The organism is Pseudomonas sp. KH_040, assembly GCF_057839305.1.
Window position 1 is genome coordinate 3974256 of the sequence record NZ_CM174487.1, and the last position, 23374, is coordinate 3997629.

Below are 23374 nucleotides of genomic sequence, written 5' to 3' on the forward strand. Positions count from 1 at the left end.
AGTCACTCTCGCCGTTACGCCGGCGTTCAACAGCGTCAGAACCCCGGCGCCAATATTCAGAAATAGTGGCACTTTGTGTCCCTGTTTTCCCCTACAGACGTAGGACAAATCCATAGGCTTAAATCCCGCTCCAGATCATGTTCAAGGAGAAATGACTGCGTGGGCGGCTTTTACAGAGACGGCAGACGATTCAGTGATGGCTCTGAACCAGGGATGAAGGATATGAATCTGACCGGCAGCATTCGTAATATGGAAAACCCGCACTTCTACTGGCAACTGGGTGAGTTGATTGCCAGCACCGGCGATGATCACTTCGCCACGAACATGTTCCAGTTGGTCGACACGCTGGTGCCGGTCAACCGGGTAGATCTCAGTGAGTGGACGCTGGATGAGCGTCAGGCCAGCGTGGTCGACATCAAACCGTTGGGCAGCGCCGGTTTGGCGCAGACCTGTGCCGCGCCCGATCCGCTGGAGAGCCCCGACGATCATCCGCTGCTGCAGAAGATGATCGAGATGAACGACTCGCTGCTGATTCAACTGAAAGCCTCGCTCCAGCCTCGCCATCCGCAACACAGCGCACATCAATGCAATCTGGTTTCGCGCACGTCCAATCGCCGTTGCGTGATCTCGTTTTACCGACCGCATACCCAACGGGTGTTTTCCCTGCCGGAACTGTCGTTTCTCAAGCGCCTGTCCGACACCTTGCTGCCACTGATCGAACGCCACGCGCAGATCAGCCGGCAAATCCTCGCCAGACAACCGCGCCAGCCCCTGGCCGAACTGGATCAGGCACCGTTGGCGCAGGTGTTCGATGAACGCCTGGCGATCAGCGACATCGCCCTGTCAGTGCGCGAAAAAGAAGTCTGTCTGGGCCTGTTGACCGGCGGCACCGTGCCACAAATGGCCGAACAGCTGCGAGTCAAAAACAGCTCGATCGAGACATATCTGAAACGCGCCACGGCCAAACTCGGGGTCAGTGGTCGCCATGGTCTGGCGAAATGGATGGCCGGGGCCTGAGCACAACGCTCTTTTAATGCATGAGGCAGTTCGATGTTGACGTTGCGACTTTCCCTGCTGTCCATGGCGATGCTGATGGGCGGTTGTTCATTGATTCCCGAGTACCAGCGCCCCGCTTCACCCACTGCCGCGCAGTATCCCGCAGCCACGCAGCCAGCCACGAGCAGCGAGGACTGGCGCACGCTGTTCACTGATCCGGCGCTGCAACAGTTGATCGAAAGCGCGCTGGTCAACAACCGCGACCTGCGCGTGGCGGCACTCAACGTCGAAGCGTTCCAGGCGCAATACCGCATTCAGCGCGCCGACCTGCTCCCGGCGGTGTCGGCCAACGCCAACGAGTTACGCCAGCGGATGCCGCCGAGCGTGACCCAGGGCAAAGCGCTGATCAATTCGACGTACTCGGTCAACCTCGGCATCAGCGCTTACGAGCTGGACTTCTTCGGTCGCGTGCGCAGCCTCAGCGAGGAGGCCTTGCAGACCTGGCTCTCGACTGAAGAAGCGCGGCGCAGTGCCGAGCTGAGTCTGGTGGCCAACGTCGCCAACGCCTACCTGACCTGGCGCGCCGATCAGGAGTTGCTGGAGCTGACCCGCGACACCCTCGCCGCCGATGAACAGAGCCTGCACCTGACCACCCGTAATCGCGAGGCCGGCAAATCGTCGGCGCTGGAACAGGCGCAAGCGAAGACCAGCGTCGACAGCTCTCGGGCCAATCTGGCGCGCTACCAGCGCCAGGTCGCCCAGGACTTGAACAGCCTGACCTTGCTGGTTGGCGCGCCGGTGCCAGTGACCCTGCCCGCCCGTCCGCTGGCCAGCGATCTGGTGCAACAACTGCCCGCCGGGTTGCCCTCGGATCTGCTGCAGCGTCGGCCGGACATCCTTCAGGCGGAGTACAAACTGAAAGCGGCCAACGCCAATATCGGTGCGGCGCGGGCGGCGTTTTTCCCCAGTGTCAGCCTGACGGCGAATGCCGGCACGTCGAGTCGCGATCTGTCCGGACTGTTCGGCGCCGGTTCCGGGGCCTGGACCTTTCAGCCGCAGATCAACCTGCCGATTTTCAACGCCGGCAGCCTGCGCGCCAGCCTGGATTATTCGAAATTACAGAAAGATGTGGCGGTGGCCGAATACGAAAAGTCGATTCAAACCGCGTTTCAGGAAGTCGCCGACGGTCTCGCCGCGCGCAGCACCTATCAGCAACAATTGCAGGCGCAGCGGGATCTCGTCGCAGCCACGCAGACGTATTACAACCTGGCGCAGAACCGCTATCAGAATGGCGTCGACAGCAGCCTGACGTTCCTCGATGCGCAGCGTTCGCTGTTCAGTTCGCAGCAAGGCCTGATCACCGATCGCCTCGCGCAACTGGTCGCCGAGGTCAACCTTTACACCGCGCTGGGCGGGGGCTGGAGCGCCGCTGAATCACGCGTGCAGTAAGCTGTGGTCACTTTTTCTTACACCTTTTGTCGCTCGATCCTGCGCCATGCGGCGATCCGTGGCCGGCCTCTGCCTTCAGTTTGGTATCATGCGCCGCTTTTACGGTTAACCCCCCGCCAGTCCTGCTGACTGACGGGCTGCAAAAGGCGGTATTAGATGACGGCTTTGTTGACTCGCCGCAAGGTGCTTGCGGGAATGGGCGTGCTCGGGCTAGGCCTGCTCGCCGGCTGCGACACCCGTGGCCAACTGTCGTACAAGTACGGCAAGGATCTGAGTAACAAGATCATGGGGCGCACCTTCAAACTGAAGAACACCGATGGCGAAACCATGACGCTGTCGAGCTTTCGCGGCATGATGCCGATGGTCTTCTTCGGCTTCACCCAGTGCCCGGCAGTCTGCCCGACCACCCTCGCCCGCGCGGCGAAAATCAAAAAGCTGATGGGCGCCGATGGCGATCGCTTGCAGGTGATTTTCATCACCCTCGATCCCGAGCGCGACACCCCGGAAATCCTCGACGCCTACATGAAAGCCTTCGACCCGACGTTCGTTGCGCTGTACGGCACGCTTGAGGAAACCGCGGCCACGGCCAAGGAATTCGACGTGTTCTACGAGAAAGTCCCGGCCGGCGACACCTATACCATCTCGCACACTGCCACCAGTTACGTTTACGACTCCAACGGCGGCTTGCGCCTGGGTCTGTCCACGTCGCTTTCGGCAGAACAATGTACGGAAGATTTGCTTACTGTTATGGAGGTTTGCTGATGCAACCTGTTCTGAACCACCTCAAACGCGCTGTCATCGGTTTTTCTCTGCTGGGTCTGGCATTCCAGGCGACCGCAGCGACCAAAGTCGACGATGCCTGGGTCCGTGCCACCGTGCCGACCCAGTCCGCCAGCGGCGCGTTCATGACCCTCACCGCCGACAGCGACAGCAAGTTGCTCAGCGTCGCGACGCCAGCGGCCAAAGACGTGCAGATCCACGAAATGACCATGAAGAACGACGTCATGAGCATGGGCCCGGTGAAGTTTGTCGAGCTGCCGGCCGGCAAAGCCGTCAAGCTTGATCCGAACGGCTACCACGTGATGCTGATGGGCCTGACCGCTCAGTTGAAGGAAGGCGAAACTGTGCCGCTGACCCTGATCGTGGAAAACGCCAAGGGTGATAAAGAAACCCTCGAGGTTAAAGCGCCGGTTCGCGCGCTGACCAACATGGAAGGTCACGATCACAGCAAAATGCATTGATCTGACTGAGCAGCAATAAAAAAGGGGCGGCCTGATCGATGATCAGGCCGCCCCTTTTTTTGTTTTTGCTGTGCGCCACATTAATGCCTGCGGGCCAATGCCTTGCGTACGCTTTCCCGTGACATCCCCGAGCCGGAACGGGGCACGGCTTTATCTACGGGCGCCTTGGCCAACTGTTTCTTGCGCTTTTCCACCTCACGCCACTGGTAACCGAGATATCCGCCTGCCACCACAATCCCCAGCCAACCGAACACCGAACTGACGAAGAACCACAACCCGAGGGTGATCCACACGGTTTTCGAGGTGAATAACTTCAAGCTGTTATCGGCAGGCACCGGTTCAACCGGTTCAACCGCTGCCTGCTGCGTCACCGGTACTCTATGCACCCCATCCAGATCAAAGCGCAAAGCGAAGTCCGCCCCGGCCACCGGAACATCTAGCTGATTGCCTTCAGCACGATGCACCCGAATTTCGCCATCGACGAGCGACGTGGAGCTGAAACTGATCCGGGTTTCATAGCGAATCTCGCCGTTGACCTGGGTCACGATCGTTCGTTTTTGGTCAATGGGGGTGTCGCGCATATCGATTCCTTGAGCGTTCCACGTCGGACGACGTGCGAAGGGATAATCCGTTGGGCTCGAATGCTACTGAGTGGCTATTACGCTGTCCAGAAAGTGTGCTTTTAAGCTACTGAGCTAGGCGAAATCCTCCGGCATGAGTCTGTTCGAGGCTACCAGCCGTGATGGAAAGCGTGCTTTACATCGGATAAATCTTCGGCGACCATGTAAAGGGTCTTTTACATAGGAAGTGAAGAATGAACCGGTACTACCTCGAATTGGGCGCAGCATTAATCATCTACATGCTGGTCCTGACAGCCTCATTGATTGCCTCGCAATACCTGATGGACGCCCCCATCGTACTGCGCTCGGCCGTCGCACTGACGCCGATCGTTCCGGCGGGACTGATGTGCTGGGCCATCGTGCGCAATATGCGGCGCATGGATGAAATGCATCTGCGCATCCAGTTCGAAGCCTTGGGTTTTGCCTTTGCCGCCTCGGCACTGCTGACGTTCAGCTACGGTTTTCTGGAAAACGTCGGCGCTCCGCACATTCCGTGGACGTGCGTGTGGCCGGTGATGGGTCTGATGTGGATTGTCGGCCTGCACATTGCGCGACGCCGTTACCAATGAAAAACCGCCTCAAGGAATTGCGCGCCGAGCGCAAATGGTCGCAGGTCGATCTGGCTGAACGCCTGAGCGTGTCGCGTCAGACGATTAACGCGATTGAAAACGAACGCTACGACCCGAGTCTGCCACTGGCCTTTCAGATTGCCCGGGCATTCGGGTTATCAATCGAAAGCATTTTTGATGATGGCATGAACTGAAACGCTCCCCTCGCGTCCTCGCTACTTGCAAAAACGGACTACGCTCGGAGACACCACGGCATTGCGTGGCATCCGTTTTTCTATTGTCAGCGAGGACGACAACATGAGTCCCTTTGGCCCGGTTTTGAGCTTTCGCGGTATTCAGAATCAGAAATACTGTGTATCTGCCCTGCTGGTGCAAGACCTCAACGCGCCGGCACCCACTACGCAGGTCGCGCAGGCACACAATCCGACGATCAAACGGATTGCCCGGATTCCTTTGATCAAACCGCGCATGGCCGTCTGGCGACTGGACATGCAGATCCAGCAAAGTAAAACGCAGTTGAAGATCGACTATGACTTGGGAGATGTGTCGGGCTCATTTCACGTCCCGCCTCTGGATCAGGCGCCCCGCATCGCTTACACCTCCTGCAACGGTGTGTCGGATGTCAAATACCTCAATTCGTTGGCAGATCGTTATGCCGAACGCTGGAGTCATCTCGCGCAGACCCACAAACAAGCCGAGTACCATCTGTTGGTCATGGGAGGCGATCAGATTTACAGCGATGAACTGTTGCAGACTCAAGGCCCCTTGAATGAATGGTACAAACAGTTCTCCTGGAATCGCGATGACACTCTGTGGACTGAAGAAATGGAGATTCAGGCAGACGAGTTTTTCGCCAGTGTTTATCCGCGATACTGGGCCCGACCACAGATACTGAACATGCTCAGCTGCGTTCCGACCCTGATGATGTGGGACGATCACGACATCATTGACGGTTGGGGTTCCTATCCTCAAGCCCTGCATGAAAGTCCCGTACACCAGGGGCTGTTCCGCATTGCCAGTTATTATTTTCGACTCTACCAATTACAGGTTGACGAAACCGAGAGCCGCCCGGGAGCAATTACTCGTCAAGGGCATACCTTCGCTTTTGAAGGCCTCGGTGGCCTCGCCATTGTCGTTCCCGACCTCAGGTCTGAACGCGCGCCCGACATCAAAGGCAGAAACGGCCAGCTCAAACAGCCCACGCAAATCATGTCGCAAAAAAGCATCTCGCAGATGTTTACCTGGATCAAAAGCCTGACGGTCAGCAAACCTTCACACCTGCTGTTCATCTCCAGCGTTCCGGTATCGTTCGTCAACCTTGCGCTGCTTGAGGCCCTGATCGGATGGATTCCAGGGGAGATCGGGCCGGAGGATGATTTCCGGGACCACTGGCGCCATCAGCCGCACAAAAACGAGCGTAAGCAACTGATCAATGGATTGCTCGATTTTGCCAAGTTGGCGAAATGCAAAGTCACCATTGTCTCCGGGGATGTGCATGTAGCCGCCGCCAGCGTCATTCGTTCGGCCAACCCCCGACATATCGACAATGGTGCAGAAGTCATCCATCAGTTGATTTCAACCGGCATCGTCCATCCTCCTCTGCCTGTGCTGACGATCAGAAGCCTGGAAACGATCACCGGTACCCGGGAAAAGATCGACACCGACCTTACTGCCGAAATGCAAGCCATTGGATACGATGGAAATTGCCTGATTGCCAGTCGTAACTGGCTGTCCATCGAGCCAGATAAAAGTTCCGACGGACGCAATCGGTTGTGGGTGAAATGGCACGTCGAGGGGCACGATCACCCCATTACGCGACTGATCGAGCCTGCCGGTTGAGTTCCGGAAATCCCCTGCACCGGGCCGGGTTCTTCAGCTACCGGCCCCACCATGCGCCTCTTCAAAGAAGTAATCCTTCCAGCTGTCGGCCTTGTTCTTCAGCACGCCCAGTTCCTGCAATTTCTCGGCATAGATAAAGGTGCGCTGCGGCACCACAGTGAAATCGATTTCCGGATCCTTGACGATTTGCTCGACCAGAGCCAGCGGCAGTTTCGACTGCTCGACACGAATGTACGCCTGAGCCGCCGCCGGCTTATCAGCCTTGATGATCTTCTCGGCCTCGGCCAACGCGTCATAGAACGCCTTGTAGGTTTTCGGGTTTTCGTCGTGGAATTTTTCTGTGGTGTAGAGCACGTTGAACGTCGCCTGCCCACCGAGCACATCATAAGAGCTCAGCACTTTGTGCACGTTGGGATTCTGCAGGGCCTGGTACTGGAACGGCGGGCTGGAGAAGTGCGAGTTGATTTCCGAGCCGCCGGCGATCAGCGCGGCCGTCGCATCGGGGTGCGGCAGGCTGACTGAAATGTCGTCGAATTTCTTGTACTGCGCGTCACCGAACTCCTTGGCGGTTTCGATCTGCAAAGTGCGCGACTGGAAGCCGACGCCGGCGGCCGGCACGGCAATCCGGTCCTTGTCGGTGAAGTCCTTGAGCGTTTTGATGTTCGGATTGTTGGTCAGCAGATAGTTGGGCATCGAGCCCAGTGCGGCGATGGCTTTGACATTCTGTTTACCCTTGGTGCGATCCCACACGGTGAGCATTGGCGGCACGCCGGCGGAAACCACGTCGAGCGATCCGGTGAGCAACGCTTCGTTCATCGCGGTGGCGCCGGAGATGCTGTTCCAGTCGACCTTGATGTCGAGGCCCTGTTCCTTACCGTGTTTTTCGATGAGGTTCTGATCGCGCACCACATCGAGAATCAGGTAACCGATGCCGAATTGCTGGGCGATGCTGATCTTGCCTTCGGCCTGAGCGCCGGTGCTGAACAACGCACTCGCGACCAGAGAAGCGGCCAACAGAGTCAGTGCGGGACGTTTGAACGGTGTGGCCATGACAACCTCGCAGCATGGGGGTGGTTTGCTGAAAGGCCTGACTTTATCGCTATAAAAAATAGAAATTAAATATCTTTATCGCATATCGATAGCACGGGTTGTTGAGCGAAATCGGGCTGCGCGCTTTTGATTGTGAGGTTTAAAACGATCGCAGCGTTGCACAGCTCCTACATTGGATGCCGGTGATGGTTAGGCACCTTAAACAGCCTGAAACAATAAATCCGTCGGCAGCAATATCGCCAATGGTCGTGCAACACGAGGGCCGGTCAGGCCTGCGGACGCACCATCACCTTGATTAGCCCGCACGCCAGCGCATCAGCTGAGCGTTTAAAAGGGCGATCAGACAGCCCACCCTTGGTATCATCGCGCACACTTTTATGACGATTTAATGGCTGGAAGGTCTTTTTTGTGAGTGCTCTTTTTAACCGGTTGCGGCAGCCGCATGCCCGCCTCTTTTCGCTGATTGTTCTGGTGCTGGTGGTGCCGGTGTGCCTGCGTGCGGCGCTGGGCTGGTCGGCGCCGTTGGGCTATTTATCGGATCTGGCCATTGGCAGCCTGTTGGTGGTGTTGCTGCATCGCCGGGCGTGGTGGCTGGCCTTGCCGGTGCTGCTGTTCTGGGGCTTGCTGGCGGTGGCGACCGCTGAACTGGTCAGCGCCGTCGGGCGTCTGCCGACACCTTCCGACATTCATTACCTGATCGATCCGCAGTTCGTGGAAAATTCCACCGGTGGCGGCCTGGCCCATCCTGCACTGGGCATCACTTTGCTGCTGGCTCTGTTGTTCTGGCTGCTGACCCAATTTGCCGGCCGTGGCATGCCGCGCCCGCCCCTGCCCCGCGCAGCCTGGAGCGCGCCACTGCTATTGTTCGCCGCGCACTGGGGTGCGCAAAACCTGTGGCCGAGCGAAGCCGATCCGTGGCGCCAGTACAACCTGCCACACCAGTTGCTGGCCAGCGAGGCCGCTGATCTGCAGATCCAGGCCGAGGAGTGGCTGGACGGTGACGTCGAAGAACCCGCGCCGGCCATGGCCGGACTCACCGACGTCGACCTCAACGGGCAGAAATTGCTGGCCGCGCCGGGGCAAGCGCGCAACGTACTGATCATCGCGCTGGAAGGCATTCCCGGTGCTTACATCCGCGCCAACCGCGAGGCGATCGGCAGCCATTATCAGGAAGACCTGATGCCCAACCTCAGCCGCTGGGCCGAGCGCGGCATGAACACCCCGGATTACGTGCTGCACACACACCAGACCATTCGCGGTCTGTACGCGATGCTCTGCGGCGATTACGACAAGCTCAACAACGGCACGCCCAAAGGCGTGGAAATGCTCACCCTCAACGAGCGCAATCAGGCCTGCCTGCCGGCGCAACTGCGAGATCACGGCTTCAGCACTCACTATTTGCAAGGTGCCGGCCTGCGTTTCATGGCCAAAGACAAGATCATGCCGCACATCGGTTTCGATGCGACTCATGGTCTGGAATGGTTTACCAACAGCAACTACCTGGAATTCCCGTGGGGCAAGGATGACAAGGCGTTTTTCGAAGGTGCGCTGGACTATGTCGGCCAACTGAAAAAACAGAAAAAACCGTGGCTGCTGACGTTGCTGACCGTGGGCACGCATCAGCCCTACTCCGCACCCGAGGAATATCTGGAACGCTACGAAACGCCAAAACAGGCGGCCGTCGGTTATCTCGACGATGCGCTGGAGCAGTTTCTCAACGGCCTCGAACGCCAAGGCGTTCTGAAAGACACGCTGGTGGTGATCACCTCGGACGAGTCCCACGGCATCGACGGTGTCCGCCTGGCTTCTTCGTGGGGCTTCAACCTGACCCTGGCACCGGAGCAGGCACAACTGCCACGGCTGAACAAAGGCGTGTATGGCCACGTCGATCTGAGCACCTCGATTCTCGATTACTTCGACTTGCCGGTGCCTTCCGCGCTGAGCGGTCGCTCGCTGTTTCGCGACTACGACAGCGGCCGCGAAATCATGTCGTTCACCAACGGCAAGCTGCGCTATCACAACGGTCAGGGGATCTTTTCCGAGTGCGATATGCCGCGTCGCTGCCGCTACTACGAAAGCGCCGGGTTCATCGCCGACAGCGCCATCTATAAAGGCAACTACAGCGGCCACCCGGCCCGACAGATCGCCGCCCGTGCCAACGCCCTCGACCTGTCGCTGTTGCGCACGCCGCTCAATCATCGCTATCAATTCGGCAGCACCAACGTCATCCCGCTGCAAGCTCAGATCAACGATGACTGGGCCGACAATCTGATTGGCGCGCAATACCTGGAAATGCCCAAAGGCTCGCACACACGCGTGCGTCTGACCGTGCGCTCGGTCGATCCGCAGCAGGCGGCGTATATTCAGCTCAAGGCCAAGGAGTTTGAACAGGACGTGCAGATCGGCTTGCCGCAGGAGATGGTCGCAACCGCCGAGCAGCCACTGGAAATGAACTTCAGCTTCGACAACCCGCAAGAGCGCAAAGCGTTTTCTTTCCATTTGCTGGGGTATGGATTGGGTGCGGTTGAAGTGACGGATTTCAGTGTGATTACTGAATTGCCGGGGCAAGAGGATATTCTCGACGACGTGCCGGATGACGACACCGCCCAATCCACCTGATCACGCCCGTGTAGGAGCTGCCGCAGGCTCGGGCCGCGATCGGACGATCTTTTGCTTTTAAAATAAAGATCAAAAGATCGCAGCCTGCGGCCGCTCCTACAGTGGGAATCAGTGATTATCAGAACGTCGTGCGCAATCCGACCTGAATGCTGCGCCCTTCTGCCGGCGCAATGTCGCGCAGGATCGAACTGGCGTAACGCACGGTTTGATTGGTCAGGTTCTCGGCATTGACGAAGGCCAGCCATTTACTCTGGCCGACATCAAAGTGATACCCGACATTGGCGCCCAGCGTGGTGTAGCCGTCGGTGCCGCTTTCGTTATCCGGCACCCGATGTTGTGAACTGGCGTGCTCTACATCGATGCGCGCCTGCCAACGATCCAGTTCCCACAACAGACCACTGTTGAGCCGCAGCGGCGCGATTCGCGGTAAATCTTCGCCGGTGTCCAGGTTCTTCGCGCGGGTGTAGTCACCGGACAACTCCAGGGCAAACTTGCCGTAGGCATTTTCGCCAAGGTTCCAGCGGTCCTGCGCCTCAATACCGCTGAAGCGCGCCCGCACGCCGGAGTAGGTGTATTCAGGGATGCCATCGGCGTCCTCCTCGCCTTCATCATTCAATGTGCGACCCGTGCCGAGTAAACCGATGTAATTGGAGAAGTGGCTGTAGAACACACCGACACTGCCCTTGTGCGTGCCGTTATCGAAACGCAACGCCAGATCACTGGACACGGCTTTTTCTTTCGACAGCCCGGCATCACCGACTTCATAGGTGCCGGTCGCCACATGGGCACCGTTGGCGTAAAGCTCATAGAACGTCGGTGCGCGCTCGGTGTAGCCCAGCGTCGCAGCCACCGACCAGATCGGCGTCAGCGTGTACACCGCGCCAGAGGAAAGACTGCCAGCGGTGAAACTGCTGGAGCGGTCGGCGCTGGCGAAGCGTTCGTTACCCTTCGCGTCCGGGTCGACCGTGGTGTGCTCAAGGCGTCCGCCGAGGGTGAACAGCAGTCGATCGGTGGCTTGCAACTCCTCAAGAATGAACAGCGCAGCGGCATTGGTATCGGTCTGCGGCACAAACGCCTCTTCACCCAATGCCGAAAACTCGTTGCGGCTGACCTGTGCACCAATCACGCCATTGAACGGCCCCAACGGCTGATGCCGCGCCTCGACCCGTGCCTCGTAACCTTTGTTCTTGAACGTCGTGCCAACCTCGCCGCCTTCGATTTCGCGGTGCTCGTAATCGGTGTAACCGGCATCCAGTTTGATCGAGGTGAATGGCCCGTCGAGATTGCGTATCTCCGAGGCAAAGGCGTAGTGCTCCTGTTGCATGCGAATACGTACGTCTTGTTCAGCGGGCGAACCGTAATTGGAATCGTAGTTGCTGTAGGACAGACCGGCATAACCGTCATCCCAGGTGTACGACCCGCCGACCGCGCCGCCATCCTGGCGACCATCGCTGTTGGCCAGGCGATGTTTTTTCGAGTCGCCGTCGTCGTTTGCGCGTTCGCGAGCGGTTTTCGCGTAACCGGGGATTTTCAGGTCATTGAACTCGCGGGCGCTAGCGTCCAGATGCAAGGCGAATTCTCCGTTACCAGCCTCCAGTTTGCCGGCGCTGCTGCGCGTGGTGTCGGCACCGCCATAGCGCAACTCACCAGCGCCATGAATGCCATCGATGGCCTCAGTCGGGATGCGGTTATCGAAGGTGTTGACCACCCCGCCAATGGCACTGCCGCCGTACAGCAGAGCCGCCGGGCCACGGACGATTTCAACGCGCTCGACGTTGACCGGGTCCAGCGGCACGGCGTGGTCGTAAGACAGCGACGAGGCATCCAGCGCGCCGACTCCGTTGCGCAGAATACGGATGCGATCACCGTCCTGGCCACGAATAATCGGTCGGCTCGCACCCGGGCCGAAGTACGACGAGGAAACCCCGGGTTGCTTGTTCAGGGTTTCGCCGAGACTGCCCTTCTGTTGGAACGTGAGGTCGTCGCCGCTAAGTACCGTCGAGGGCGAGGCAAGTGTCTGGCTGCCGAGCGGATTGCCGGTGATGACTTGCGGTTGCAGTTCGAGGGTGTCGGCGGCGAATACCGGCGACGCAAAAAGCAGCGCGGCGGCCAACGGATTGAGGCGTCGTTGCAGGGGGTGGGAACGGGCAGGCATTGCAAAATTTCCATGCGCTGAAATGTGAGGATCGCTGCCAGCGTTTTGCTTTAACGCTGGTAGAAACAGAATGAAACGAATTTTATGTTATACAATAACATTTCTTCCTGTCATCCCGATTTTCACATTTTGTTTTTTGCAGAGGCTCAACAACGCATGTTTCAAGCAGGCAGCCGCTATCGGCTCATCCGTGAAGTGCTCCGAAAGAAGCTGAAAGACTTTGCCTATCAGCCTCCAATAGTCGGCCTATTAGCTGACTCCTCAAGTCGGGTCTAGCCTTACTAGTCCGAAGTCGGCACGAGCCGGCCGTAGCAGACCTGATAAGGACCCGAACATGGCAAACGAATCGAAATGCCCGTTCAACCACGCCGCCGGTGGTGGTACGACGAACCGTGACTGGTGGCCGAATCAACTCAACCTGAAAATCCTGAGTCAGCACTCGCCCAAGTCCGATCCGTTGGGCAAGGACTTCGACTACGCCAAAGCCTTCAAGAGCCTCGACTTTCAAGCCCTGAAACAAGACCTCAACGCACTGATGACCGACTCCCAGGATTGGTGGCCGGCCGACTTCGGCCATTACGGTCCCCTCTTCATCCGCATGGCCTGGCACAGCGCCGGCACCTATCGCACCGCCGATGGCCGTGGTGGCGCCGGCTCCGGGCAACAACGTTTTGCGCCGCTGAACAGCTGGCCGGACAACGTCAGTCTCGACAAGGCCCGGCGCCTGCTGTGGCCGATCAAGCAGAAATATGGTCGCAACATTTCCTGGGCCGACCTGATCGTTCTGACCGGGAACGTCGCACTGGAATCCATGGGCTTCAAAACCTTCGGCTTCTCCGGTGGCCGCCCCGATGTGTGGGAGCCGGACGAAGATGTCTATTGGGGTTCCGAGCACGAATGGCTCGGTGGCGACAGCCGTTACGGCAAAGACAAGTCAGCCATGCAGGAGCCCGGTGACGGCACGCTGGTCGCCGAACCGGATTTGCATGGCAAAGAAGAGAGCCGCACCGATCAGGGCGAACGTAATCTGGAAAACCCGCTCGCTGCGGTGCAAATGGGCCTGATTTACGTAAACCCCGAAGGCCCTGAGGGCAATCCGGACCCGGTCGCGTCGGCCCACGATATCCGCGAAACCTTTGGCCGCATGGCCATGAACGATGAAGAAACCGTCGCGTTGATCGCGGGCGGTCACGCCTTTGGTAAAACCCACGGCGCCGGCCCTGCCGATAACGTCGGGCCTGAGCCGGAAGCGGCCGGCCTCGAAGAACAGGGCCTAGGCTGGCGCAACGCGTTCGGTACAGGCAAGGGCGGCGACACCATTACCAGTGGCCTCGAAGTGACCTGGACCACCACGCCGACAAAGTGGAGCAACAACTACCTGGAAAACCTGTTTGGCTTCGAGTGGGAGCTGACCAAAAGCCCGGCTGGTGCGCACCAGTGGATTCCGAAAAACGGCGCCGGTGCCGGCACCGTTCCGCATGCCCATGACCCGAGCAAAAAGCTTTCGCCGACCATGCTTACCTCCGACCTGGCGCTGCGTTTCGATCCGGCCTACGAGCAGATCTCGCGGCGCTTCCTCGCCAATCCCGATCAACTGGCCGATGCGTTTGCCCGTGCCTGGTACAAACTGATCCACCGCGACATGGGTCCATTGTCTCGTTACCTTGGCCCGGAACTGCCGAACGAAGAACTGCTGTGGCAAGACCCGATTCCGGATGCCACGCACCCACTGATCGACGACAGCGACGCTGCCGCGCTGAAAAGCAAAATCCTCGCGTCGGGGCTTTCGGTGTCACAACTGGTCTCGACCACCTGGGCCGCTGCTTCGACATTCCGCGGTTCGGACAAACGCGGCGGCGCCAACGGCGGCCGCCTGCGTCTGGCACCGCAGAAGTTCTGGCAAGCCAACCAGCCTGAGCAACTGGCCAAAGTGCTGCAAATCCTTGAGGGCATTCAGAACGAGTTCAATGGCGGCGCTGCCGGCAAGAAAGTCTCGCTCGCGGACCTGATCGTGTTGGCCGGGAATGCCGGGGTCGAACAAGCAGCGAAAAATGCCGGCCATTCGGTCACGGTGCCATTCACTCCGGGACGTACGGATGCCAGCCAAGAGCAAACCGACGTCGACTCCTTTGGCTTCCTTGAACCGATTGCCGATGGCTTCCGCAACTACAGCAAAGGCAAGTACACCGTTTCGGCCGAGGCGCTGCTGATCGACAAGGCACAACTGCTGACCCTCACCGCACCGGAAATGACTGTGCTGCTGGGTGGTTTGCGGGTGTTGAATACCAACGTCGGGCAAACCCGGCATGGCGTATTCACCTCGCAAACTGAAGCGCTGACCAACGACTTCTTCACAAACCTGCTGGACATGGGCGTGGAGTGGAAGCCGACTTCAAGGGATGCGGATGAGTTCGAGGGGCGCGACCGTAAAACCGGCAGCGTGAAGTGGACGGCGACGCGGGTGGATCTGGTGTTTGGTTCCAATGCACAGTTGAGGGCGCTGGCTGAGGTGTATGCCAGTTCGGATGCGAAGGAGCAGTTTGTGAAGGACTTTGTGGCGGCGTGGACGAAGGTCACCAACCTGGACCGGTTTGACCTGAAGTAACTTTCAGTCAATAAAAACGCCGCATTATTAGTGCGGCGTTTTTTTATATGTACGGCTTGGGTTTTGTGGTGATGCGTGAATCCCACCCCCTCACCCCAGCCCTCTCCCCCAGGGGGGCGAGGGGGAAAGGGAGCAGATCTTCGTGCTGTTCAAAACCTGAGTTCGCCTCCGGACTTTCAGGTCGGCGTAACTCGAACATCCACCTCGATCAGTCCCCTCTCCCACTGGGAGAGGGCTAGGGTGAGGGGCTTTTGATCTGTTTCAGAATCTGAGTTCGGCTCGGACTTTCAGGTCGGTGTAACTCGAACATCACCTCGGTCAGTCCCCTCTCCCACTGGGAGAGGGTTAGGGTGAGGGCCGGTCCACAGCTGGAACACCGACTCCAACACACCATCAAGCCAGGCTCTTGCTCACCACCTCATACACATCACTCGACAACTGCCCCGACGCCCGAATCCGCTCCAGCTCGGCCTTCATCAACGCCTGACGAGCGCTGTCGTATTTGCGCCACCGAGTCAGCGGCGCCAATTGCCGAGAAGCAATCTGCGGGTTGAAGCCGTTCAGCTCGATCACCAGATCCGCAAGGAAGCGATAACCCGAGCCATCGGCCGCATGGAAGTTGATCAGGTTCTGCCCGGCAAACGCACCGACCAGCGCACGCACCTTGTTCGGGTTCTTGATGTTGAACGCCGGGTGCTGCATCAACGCTTTCACGCGCTCCAGACCGCCCGGCAAGGTGCTGCCGGCCTGCACGCTGAACCACTGATCCATGACCAGCGGGTTGTCCTTGAAGTGCTCGGCGAAACTGGCCAGTGCCAGCGCTTTCTGCTCTTCGAACGGCGAGTTGACCAACACGGCCAGCGCGGTCAGGCGCTCGGTCATGTTGTCGGCGCTTTCGAATTGCTCCAGCGCCGCTGCCAATACTTCCGGCTTGCCGCTGAGCATCAGGTACGACAGCGCAATATTCTGCAGCGCGCGACGGGCGAAATGCTCGGCTTCGGCCACGTACGGGGTTTTCTTCGACAGGTCACGGTTGGCCTGATAACGCAGCCACAGCGCCTCGAACAAACTGTCCGCCAGTTGCTTGCGGGCAAATTCGCGAGCGGTGTGAATCGCCTCGACATCCGCCACTTCGCTGATTTCGGTCAGATAGGCCTCACCCGGCAGCGAGAGCATTTCCGCAACCATCGCCTGATCCAGCGACTCATCGGACAGCACGGTTTTCAGCGCCGACACCAGACGCGGATCAAGCTTCAGACTCTCGCCCTTCTGCTGCTGGCCGATCAACTCTTGCAGGACCTGCACCGACAGTTGCTGACCGGCATCCCAGCGGTTGAAGCCGTCGCAGTCGTGCTGCATCAGGAACATCAGTTGATCGCGGTTGTACGGGAAGCTCAGTTTCACCGGCGCCGAGAAGCCGCGCAGCAGTGATGGCAGCGGCTGTGCAGCGATATCAACGAAGGTGAAAGTCTGCTCGGCTTCAGTCACCGAGATCACGCGAGTAGTGCCTTGCGCCGATGATTCGCCAGCCAGACGCAGGGCAATCTCGTTGCCTTGGCTGTCGAGCAGGCCGAGTTCGACTGGAATCACAAACGGCAGTTTTTCAACTTTATCCGGGGTTTCCGGGCAGCTCTGGCGGAAGGTCAGGCTGTAGGTTTTTGCAGCAGCGTCGTACGACTCGCTCACCGCCAGACGCGGCGTGCCAGCCTGGCTGTACCAGCGCTTGAACTGGGTCAGATCGACGCCGTTGGCATCTTCCATCGCCTTGATGAAGTCGTCGCAGGTCACCGCTTGACCGTCATGGCGCTCGAAGTACAGATCGCTGCCCTTACGGAAGCCTTCGGCGCCGAGCAAGGTGTGGATCATGCCGACCACTTCCGAACCCTTCTCGTACACGGTCAGGGTGTAGAAGTTGGAAATCTCGATAAAGCTGTCCGGGCGCACAGCGTGGGCCATCGGGCCGGCGTCTTCGGCGAACTGGTGGGTGCGCAGGTAAGCCACATCCTGAATGCGCTTGACCGTGGCCGAGTTCATGTCGGCGGAGAAGCCGGAATCACGGAACACCGTGAAACCTTCCTTCAGCGACAGCTGGAACCAGTCGCGGCAGGTCACGCGATTGCCCGACCAGTTGTGGAAGTATTCGTGAGCGACGATCGCTTCAACGCGCTGGTGCGCAGCATCGGTCGCGGTTTCGGCGCGGGCCAGTACGGCGCTGGAGTTGAAGATGTTGAGGCCTTTGTTCTCCATCGCACCCATGTTGAAGTCGTTGACGGCGACGATCATGAAGATGTCCAGATCGTACTCGCGACCGTAAACCTCTTCGTCCCAGCGCATCGACTTCTTCAGGCTGTTCATCGCGTGCTGGCACTTGTCGATGTTTTCCGGCTCGACGTAAATGCGCAGCGCGACATTGCGCTGGGTCATGGTGGTAAAGGTGTCTTCAACGCACCACAAATCACCGGCCACCAGCGCAAACAGGTACGCCGGTTTCATGAACGGGTCTTCCCACGTAGCCCAGTGCCGGCCGTCTTCGCCCGGGCCCGAGGCAATCGGGTTGCCGTTGGAGAGCAGCACCGGGTAGCTGTGCTGTTCGGCGACCACGGTGGTGGTGAACTTGCTCATCACGTCCGGGCGGTCGAGGTAATAAGTGATCTTGCGGAAACCTTCGGCCTCGCACTGGGTGCAGAACATCGTGCCGGACTTGTACAGGCCTTCCAGTGCGGTGTTGGTTTCCGGGTGGATCTTGACGCTGGTGTCGAGCGTGAAGGTTTCGCTGGTCGGTTGCAGAGTCAGATGGTTTTCGGTCAGCTGGTAGTCGGCGTCAGACAGCGCCTGATCGGCCAGGCTCACAGACAACAATTCCAGCTGCTGGCCATCGAGTACCAGCGGCGGCAGGCCCGGGCCACGCGCCGGGTTGCGGCGCATCACCAACTGCGCGTGCACCAGGCTGTGATCCTCGAACAACTCGAAGGTCAGGTGTGTTTCGTCGATCAGGTACTCGGGCGCCTGATAGTCCTTCAGGTAAATCATCTTCGGTTGTTCGGTGCGCATGCTGGCGTCCTTATTGATGCACGGCGAGCTGATAGGCCGTGTACTTGCGAATGTTGATCACGCCGGTGTCGAAGATCAGGTACTGGCCCTTGATCCCCAGCAGCGTGCCTTCGGCAATCGGGTTCTTGTCCAGGTTGAAGCTGACGATTTTGGCCGGGTATTGCTCGACCGGGTAGCGGATTTCCAGCGGTTCGACATCGGCAATGGTCTGAATCGCCTGCAGGCCGAATCGCTCCTGCAAACCTTGCAGGCCTTCGGCGCAGCTTTCGAATAACTGGTCACGTACCTGCGCCAGATCGACCGCCGCCGCATCACCCTTGAGCAACGCGCGCCAGTTGGTCTTGTCCGCCACCTGACTGCGGAACAGGTCTTCAACGAAGCCCGATTGCTGCCGTGTCGAGACGCGCATGATCGGCAATGCCTGACATGCACCCTGATCGATCCAGCGAGTCGGCAGTTGCGTAGCACGAGTGATGCCAACCTTGATGCCCGACGAATTGGACAGGTAAACCACATGATCGGTCATGCAAAACTGCTCGCCCCACGCTGGATCGCGACAGGTGCCGGCGTCATAGTGGCAACGCTCCGGGCTCATGATGCACAGATCGCACTGCGCCAGTTTGGTCATGCACGGGTAGCAATAGCCCTGACTGAAACTGGTTTTGGTCTTGCGCCCGCAATGGGTGCAGTGGATCGCCCCCAGGTATTCCAGACGCACCGTGGTGCCGATCAACGGGTTGACCGGCACCTCGACGTCATCCAGACGAAACGCGTATTGCACGTTCGGCCCGTCCAGGCGCGCCGACATTTTGCTGATTGCACCGCGGCCAATCTCGATCAATGGATGGCATCCGACTTGAACAGGATGTTCGGCACTTCAATCGACTTCGAGGCACATTCCTGCGGGCCCATGTAACCGGTGCGCTGGTCTTCAGGCAGGTTCTGGATTTCCCAGGCGATCATCGCCTGCAACGACAGCTCGCGCTGTTCGGCGGTGAGTTTGCCACCGTCGGACCATTTGCCGATTTCCACGGCCAGCTTCAGGCTCTCGTAGATGTCCGGGGTAATGTTGTTGATCATGTCGTTAAAAGAGGACATCAGGGTCTCCGTGCTCTTTATCTACAGAAAATTTTAGGCGGCCAGTTTACGGCGGTTATACAAACCGCCCAACAAACCGGTGAAGCATCCGATGAGTAACCCGCCGACGTGGGCAGCGTTGGCGATTTCGCCGAAACCGATCATCGAGATCAGCCCGGACATGCACACCAGCAACCACACCAGCATCATCACCAGCACGCCGCGCGGGAGGCGATAGGCGGGGTTCGGCGACAGCAGCTGGAAGATCCAGCAATGCCCGAGCAAACCGTAAAGTACGCCGGACAGCCCGCCAAACAAGGTCGCGCCGCTCCAGACAAACTGTGCGTAGTTGGAAACGAGGCTGAACAACAGCGTCAAGCCGATCAGGTTAATGCTGCCCTGACGCGACTCGATACGCCGGCCCAGCTCCCAGTACCACATGCCGTTCATGGCCAGGTGGAGGATGCCGAAGTGGATCAGCATCGGCGTGACCAGCCGCCACCACTGCCCCGCCGCAAGGCTGTCGGCCAACGGTGTGAAATGGATGTACTCGCCGACTACCTGAAAATCGAGGAAGGTCAGCCAGCGCAGGGTCTGCAGATTCTCACCGAGGTACGTCAATCCACCAACGATCAGGCACAACAACAGGATGAACCCCGTGGCCTTGGCGTATTTCAGTTGCTCGGCAAAGCTCGGCCGCTTGACGGTCGGCGCGACGGGAATGTCCATTTGCTGATCGGGATCGCCAGCCGGGAAGCGTTCGTAGAGTGAACGCACGTCATCGCTGATTTCCGCCGGCGCCCACAACACTTGTTCGCCGGCCTCTTCGCTGACCCGATGCGGCACTTGCATTCGTTGCAGCAGTTTGACGAAACCGCTCAAGTCCACTGCCAACGGCAGACGTAATACCGCTACCGCACTCATTGCAGCACCTCCGGCCGCTCGACATCGACCCAGACAAATTTATGCGGATCGAGGCGGGTTTCCTGATCCAGACGATAGGCGACCAGTTTGCCGTAGAGCACCGCGCTGTAATCCAGACACGCGAGGTTCGGGCGGATCGGCGCCGGTTTGCCGCTGCGCCAATAGTGGCCGACGAACAGCAACGGCTCGTCGACGCCGTAGCGCAGCAGGTTGTTTTTTTCGCTGGAGGTCAGCGGCTTCTGCGCCACCGGGTCTGGCAGTGCATCCGGCTGGAAGACGATATCGCCGTAGGTTTTCGGATCGTCTTCCCAGAACTTGGTGCGGAAGAACGAACGCACCAGACCGTCGCCGCTGGTCATGGTCAGGCCATCCGGCAGGCGCATGTCAGTGCCGCGCAGCAGACGGTCGAACACGGTGCAGGCGAAGCTGTCCGGCACGGCCGAGGCCTGCAGGAAGTGTTCGTCGATGCAGCCATTGGGGAACAGCGCTCGCAACGGTTCGATCAGTCCGGCATCCCAGCAAGCGTGGACAACACGGAAACGTCCGGCGTCGACAAACAGCGGCAGCTCGTAAAACCAGCGCTGGAAATCATGCCAGTCGCCAGGATGGTCTTCGAATTGAGTCAGGGTTTCGTGCAGCAGGCGTGCATGGCGCGGCGTGTGTTCGCGCACGAACTGCTTGCCGCTGCCCGGTAGCGCCGGCGTGCTCCAGCCCAGCGCGTTGAATTCGTGGTTGCCCATGATGCACAAGGCCTGACCGGCCTCGACCATGTCGTGGACGATGTGCAGCGCTTCGCGAATGCGTGGGCCACGGTCGATGATGTCGCCGACGAACACGGCCATGCGCGATGGATGCCGCCAGACCCCGCCCTGCTTGTGATAACCGAGTCGGTCAAGCAAGTGTTCGAGGGTCAGGGCGCATCCGTGCACGTCACCAATCAGGTCATAACTGCGCGCGGGATCGAGCATCAGTCGCCTCCACCGCCCAGCTTGCTGCCCCAGCCGAGCTTGGTGCGGCAGACTTCGTAGTAGTTGTGATCGAGCGGATGAATAAGCCGCAGCTTCTGCGCTTTCTTGCTGACGGTGATGGTGTCACCCGGCGCGCAGGTGAAATGGTTCTGCCCGTCACAGGAGACTTGCGGGTAAATCTGCATGTTTTTCGACACGACGATTTTCAGCTCACTGTTGCCATCGACCACAATTGGCCGGCTCGACAACATATGGGGGTACATCGGCACGATCACAATGGCATCGAGCTTGGGATGCATGATCGGCCCACCGGCGGACAGCGCGTACGCGGTGGAACCGGTCGGCGTGGCGACGATCAGGCCGTCGGCCTTCTGGCTACAGACGAACTGGCCGTCGATGTACAACTCGAACTCGATCATCCGCGTCGATTTGCCGGGGTGCAGCACCACATCGTTGAGCGCGTCGCCCTGACCAATGGCCTCGGCATGCCGGCGCACTTCGGCTTGCAGCAGGAAGCGGTTTTCCACCAGATAGTGGCCGTCGAGCACCTTGGCGACTTCGACTTCCAGCTCATCCGGGCGAATATCGGTGAGGAAGCCGAGGCTGCCACGGTTGATCCCCAGCACCGGAATATTGTGTTTGGCCAGCGCACGCGCGGCGCCGAGCAGGCTGCCGTCACCGCCGACGACGATGACCATGTCGCAGACTTCGCCGAGCATCTTGCGCGACGAGGTTTGCAAACCGTGGCCCGGCAGCACTTCGGCGATGGTGTCTTCGAGGATCACATGCAGGTGACGATCGAGCAGAAACCGTTTCAGTCGGCGGACGGTATCCAGCACCTGGGAACTGCCCAGGCGACCGATGATGCCGATATTACGAAATTGCTCCATGGGACCTCTGCGGACAATCGAAAACGCGAAAAACACGATTATGGGCGAAAGCGCCGGTTAGACAAAATCCTTTCAGCCTCAAGGGTGTGCTCGTGTTTACGGCTATGCTCGCAAGATGATCCTATTTCCCGACTTGCTGCAGTTGCCCCACCAATTACGCCATCCGGAAGTGCGCGATCTGGCGTGGGTGATCCTCGCCCCGCCGATGCTTGCCACCACACCGTGGCCGCAGCGCCATCCGCTGGCGGGCAGTGACTGGGTGCACGATCCAGAGCGACTGGAGCACTGGTTGCGCCAGCTTGATCGCGACAGCTATGGCTTGCTGCATTGGTTGTCACAGGCACGTACGCGGCGGCTGGGCTTGTATTACGAGCGTCTGTGGCAGTTTGCCGTGCAGCATGCGCCGGGCATTGAATTGATCGCCGCCAACCTGCCGATCCGCCGTGAGGGCCACACGCTCGGTGAGCTGGACATGCTGCTGCGTGATCGCGATGGCGTGCATCACCTGGAACTGGCGATCAAGCTTTACCTTGGGCCGCAAAATGGTGACGGTCGTGATCCGGCGCAATGGCTGGGGCCGGGTTGTCATGATCGGCTGGACCGCAAACTGGCGCATCTGGCGCAACATCAGTTGCCGATTTCGGCGCGCCCGGAAAGCCGTGCAGTATTGGCGAAGCTGGACATCGAGGTGTTCAGTGCGCAGCTGTGGCTGGGCGGTTATCTGTTGTACCCGTGGCCCGGGCAGGCTGAATCACCGAACGGTGCGCATCCGCAGCATTTGCGCGGCAGTTGGTTGCATCAGAAGGACTGGCCGGCGTTTGTCGCGCAACGTCCAGCCGGACGCTGGCAACCCCTGCCCCGCCATGCCTGGCTGGCGCCGGCGCATTATCCGGCGGATCAGACCTGGACTTTGGAGCATTTACGGATGTGGCTGGAGGATCTTGAGCCACTGGCCCCGGCGCAGTTGATGGTACGCCTGATCGAGAATGCGCGAGGGCAATGGGAAGAGGCTGAGCGGTTGTTTCTGGTGTCCGACCTTTGGCCGAATGTACCCGGCCAGGCCTGATTTTTTTGTGTCGCCTGTACCGGCCCCATCGCTGGCAAGCCAGCTCCCACAGGTTTTGTGGTGTGGCCCAGATAGTGAACACACCACAAAGCTAATGGGAGCTGGCTTTGTGGTGTGACTCAGGTAGTGAGCACACCACAAAGTTAATAGGAGCTGGCTTTGTGGTGTGGCTCAGGTAGTGAGCACACCACAAAGTTAATAGGAGCTGGCTTTGTGGTGTGACTCAGGTAGTGAGCACACCACAAAGTTAATAGG

At 59.1% G+C, this 23374-nt stretch carries 19 protein-coding genes; 10 read left to right on the forward strand and 9 right to left on the reverse strand.

All coding sequences use genetic code 11. The annotated features are described in order from the left end of the window. Positions 1-222: 222 nt before the first annotated feature. The 4 genes from AC3IUF_RS17545 to AC3IUF_RS17560 all read left to right on the forward strand — a co-directional run bounded on the left by AC3IUF_RS17545 (position 223) and on the right by AC3IUF_RS17560 (position 3686). Complete coding sequence (locus tag AC3IUF_RS17545; protein WP_095111863.1) at positions 223-1017, forward strand: helix-turn-helix transcriptional regulator; 795 nt, start codon at positions 223-225, stop codon at positions 1015-1017. A gap of 33 nt (positions 1018-1050) precedes the next feature. After that, the gene (locus AC3IUF_RS17550; protein WP_489278809.1) at positions 1051-2445 is read left to right on the forward strand and encodes an efflux transporter outer membrane subunit; all 1395 of its coding nucleotides are present in this window, start codon (positions 1051-1053) and stop codon (positions 2443-2445) included. Positions 2446-2601: 156 nt separating this feature from the next. Continuing rightward, on the forward strand, positions 2602-3207 hold the full coding sequence (locus AC3IUF_RS17555) for an SCO family protein (RefSeq protein ID WP_007915980.1): 606 nt from the start codon (positions 2602-2604) through the stop codon (positions 3205-3207). Next, positions 3207-3686 carry a copper chaperone PCu(A)C gene (locus AC3IUF_RS17560; protein WP_007915979.1) on the forward strand — a complete coding sequence of 160 codons (480 nt, stop codon included), beginning with the start codon at positions 3207-3209 and terminating at the stop codon, positions 3684-3686. Before AC3IUF_RS17555 ends, AC3IUF_RS17560 begins: the two co-directional genes overlap by 1 nt. Before the next feature lie 80 nt (positions 3687-3766). Here AC3IUF_RS17560 and AC3IUF_RS17565 read toward each other — a convergent pair whose 3' ends face one another. Continuing rightward, positions 3767-4267 carry a hypothetical protein gene (locus tag AC3IUF_RS17565; RefSeq protein ID WP_414915929.1) on the reverse strand — a complete coding sequence of 167 codons (501 nt, stop codon included), beginning with the start codon at positions 4265-4267 and terminating at the stop codon, positions 3767-3769. Between the two features lie 233 nt (positions 4268-4500). Here AC3IUF_RS17565 and AC3IUF_RS17570 point away from each other — a divergent pair, with 233 nt between their 5' ends. The 3 genes from AC3IUF_RS17570 to AC3IUF_RS17580 all read left to right on the forward strand — a co-directional run bounded on the left by AC3IUF_RS17570 (position 4501) and on the right by AC3IUF_RS17580 (position 6714). Continuing rightward, a complete protein-coding gene (locus tag AC3IUF_RS17570; RefSeq protein WP_095111859.1) occupies positions 4501-4875 on the forward strand; it encodes a hypothetical protein in 375 nt (124 codons plus the stop codon). Continuing rightward, entirely contained in the window at positions 4872-5069 is a 198-nt protein-coding gene (locus tag AC3IUF_RS17575; RefSeq protein ID WP_095111858.1) for a helix-turn-helix transcriptional regulator, read from the forward strand. Before AC3IUF_RS17570 ends, AC3IUF_RS17575 begins: the two co-directional genes overlap by 4 nt. A 61-nt stretch (positions 5070-5130) precedes the next feature. After that, positions 5131-6714, forward strand: coding sequence for an alkaline phosphatase D family protein (locus AC3IUF_RS17580; protein ID WP_141232651.1), 1584 nt, complete (start codon positions 5131-5133; stop codon positions 6712-6714). Between the two features lie 33 nt (positions 6715-6747). On the opposite strand, the gene AC3IUF_RS17585 is transcribed toward AC3IUF_RS17580, so the two are convergent. After that, complete coding sequence (locus AC3IUF_RS17585) at positions 6748-7764, reverse strand: ABC transporter substrate-binding protein (protein ID WP_007915967.1); 1017 nt, start codon at positions 7762-7764, stop codon at positions 6748-6750. A 408-nt stretch (positions 7765-8172) separates the two neighbouring features. On the opposite strand from AC3IUF_RS17585, the gene AC3IUF_RS17590 reads away from it, so the two are divergent. Further along, complete coding sequence (locus tag AC3IUF_RS17590; protein ID WP_489278810.1) at positions 8173-10383, forward strand: LTA synthase family protein; 2211 nt, start codon at positions 8173-8175, stop codon at positions 10381-10383. A gap of 118 nt (positions 10384-10501) precedes the next feature. On the opposite strand, the gene AC3IUF_RS17595 is transcribed toward AC3IUF_RS17590, so the two are convergent. Continuing rightward, a complete protein-coding gene (locus AC3IUF_RS17595) occupies positions 10502-12538 on the reverse strand; it encodes a TonB-dependent receptor (RefSeq protein ID WP_489278811.1) in 2037 nt (678 codons plus the stop codon). Between the two features lie 334 nt (positions 12539-12872). Between AC3IUF_RS17595 and katG the strand changes: the two genes are divergently transcribed. Next, entirely contained in the window at positions 12873-15143 is a 2271-nt protein-coding gene (katG, locus tag AC3IUF_RS17600; protein WP_489278812.1) for a catalase/peroxidase HPI, read from the forward strand. A gap of 393 nt (positions 15144-15536) precedes the next feature. On the opposite strand, the gene pepN is transcribed toward katG, so the two are convergent. From pepN to AC3IUF_RS17630, 6 genes are read right to left on the reverse strand one after another with little or no spacing between them, the layout of a single operon-like run. Further along, complete coding sequence (pepN, locus tag AC3IUF_RS17605; protein ID WP_489278813.1) at positions 15537-18194, reverse strand: aminopeptidase N; 2658 nt, start codon at positions 18192-18194, stop codon at positions 15537-15539. A 10-nt stretch (positions 18195-18204) separates the two neighbouring features. Further along, positions 18205-19035, reverse strand: a complete 831-nt coding sequence (locus AC3IUF_RS17610) for a DUF2797 domain-containing protein (RefSeq protein ID WP_007919231.1) — start codon at positions 19033-19035, stop codon at positions 18205-18207. Next, on the reverse strand, positions 19032-19292 hold the full coding sequence (locus AC3IUF_RS17615; RefSeq protein ID WP_007919229.1) for a YeaC family protein: 261 nt from the start codon (positions 19290-19292) through the stop codon (positions 19032-19034). The genes AC3IUF_RS17610 and AC3IUF_RS17615 overlap by 4 nt, the downstream gene beginning before the upstream one ends. Positions 19293-19325: 33 nt before the next feature. Beyond that, the gene (locus AC3IUF_RS17620; protein WP_095111852.1) at positions 19326-20195 is read right to left on the reverse strand and encodes a rhomboid family intramembrane serine protease; all 870 of its coding nucleotides are present in this window, start codon (positions 20193-20195) and stop codon (positions 19326-19328) included. Continuing rightward, positions 20192-21163, reverse strand: coding sequence for a metallophosphoesterase (locus AC3IUF_RS17625; protein ID WP_007919225.1), 972 nt, complete (start codon positions 21161-21163; stop codon positions 20192-20194). Before AC3IUF_RS17625 ends, AC3IUF_RS17620 begins: the two co-directional genes overlap by 4 nt. After that, positions 21163-22053, reverse strand: a complete 891-nt coding sequence (locus AC3IUF_RS17630; protein ID WP_003224174.1) for an NAD(+) kinase — start codon at positions 22051-22053, stop codon at positions 21163-21165. The genes AC3IUF_RS17625 and AC3IUF_RS17630 overlap by 1 nt, the downstream gene beginning before the upstream one ends. A gap of 115 nt (positions 22054-22168) precedes the next feature. Between AC3IUF_RS17630 and AC3IUF_RS17635 the strand changes: the two genes are divergently transcribed. After that, entirely contained in the window at positions 22169-23119 is a 951-nt protein-coding gene (locus AC3IUF_RS17635) for a DUF1853 family protein (RefSeq protein ID WP_414893687.1), read from the forward strand. Positions 23120-23374: the final 255 nt, after the last annotated feature.

Coding starts and splice junctions, on each gene's coding strand:
- pepN (WP_489278813.1), bottom strand. CDS start 18,194: ATGCGCACCGAACAACCGAAGATGATTTACCTGAAGGACTATCAGGCG.
- AC3IUF_RS17570 (WP_095111859.1), top strand. CDS start 4,501: ATGAACCGGTACTACCTCGAATTGGGCGCAGCATTAATCATCTACATG.
- AC3IUF_RS17635 (WP_414893687.1), top strand. CDS start 22,169: ATGATCCTATTTCCCGACTTGCTGCAGTTGCCCCACCAATTACGCCAT.
- AC3IUF_RS17575 (WP_095111858.1), top strand. CDS start 4,872: ATGAAAAACCGCCTCAAGGAATTGCGCGCCGAGCGCAAATGGTCGCAG.
- AC3IUF_RS17595 (WP_489278811.1), bottom strand. CDS start 12,538: ATGCCTGCCCGTTCCCACCCCCTGCAACGACGCCTCAATCCGTTGGCC.
- AC3IUF_RS17615 (WP_007919229.1), bottom strand. CDS start 19,292: ATGTCCTCTTTTAACGACATGATCAACAACATTACCCCGGACATCTAC.
- katG (WP_489278812.1), top strand. CDS start 12,873: ATGGCAAACGAATCGAAATGCCCGTTCAACCACGCCGCCGGTGGTGGT.
- AC3IUF_RS17625 (WP_007919225.1), bottom strand. CDS start 21,163: ATGCTCGATCCCGCGCGCAGTTATGACCTGATTGGTGACGTGCACGGA.
- AC3IUF_RS17565 (WP_414915929.1), bottom strand. CDS start 4,267: ATGCGCGACACCCCCATTGACCAAAAACGAACGATCGTGACCCAGGTC.
- AC3IUF_RS17620 (WP_095111852.1), bottom strand. CDS start 20,195: ATGAGTGCGGTAGCGGTATTACGTCTGCCGTTGGCAGTGGACTTGAGC.
- AC3IUF_RS17545 (WP_095111863.1), top strand. CDS start 223: ATGAATCTGACCGGCAGCATTCGTAATATGGAAAACCCGCACTTCTAC.
- AC3IUF_RS17630 (WP_003224174.1), bottom strand. CDS start 22,053: ATGGAGCAATTTCGTAATATCGGCATCATCGGTCGCCTGGGCAGTTCC.
- AC3IUF_RS17585 (WP_007915967.1), bottom strand. CDS start 7,764: ATGGCCACACCGTTCAAACGTCCCGCACTGACTCTGTTGGCCGCTTCT.
- AC3IUF_RS17560 (WP_007915979.1), top strand. CDS start 3,207: ATGCAACCTGTTCTGAACCACCTCAAACGCGCTGTCATCGGTTTTTCT.
- AC3IUF_RS17550 (WP_489278809.1), top strand. CDS start 1,051: ATGTTGACGTTGCGACTTTCCCTGCTGTCCATGGCGATGCTGATGGGC.
- AC3IUF_RS17555 (WP_007915980.1), top strand. CDS start 2,602: ATGACGGCTTTGTTGACTCGCCGCAAGGTGCTTGCGGGAATGGGCGTG.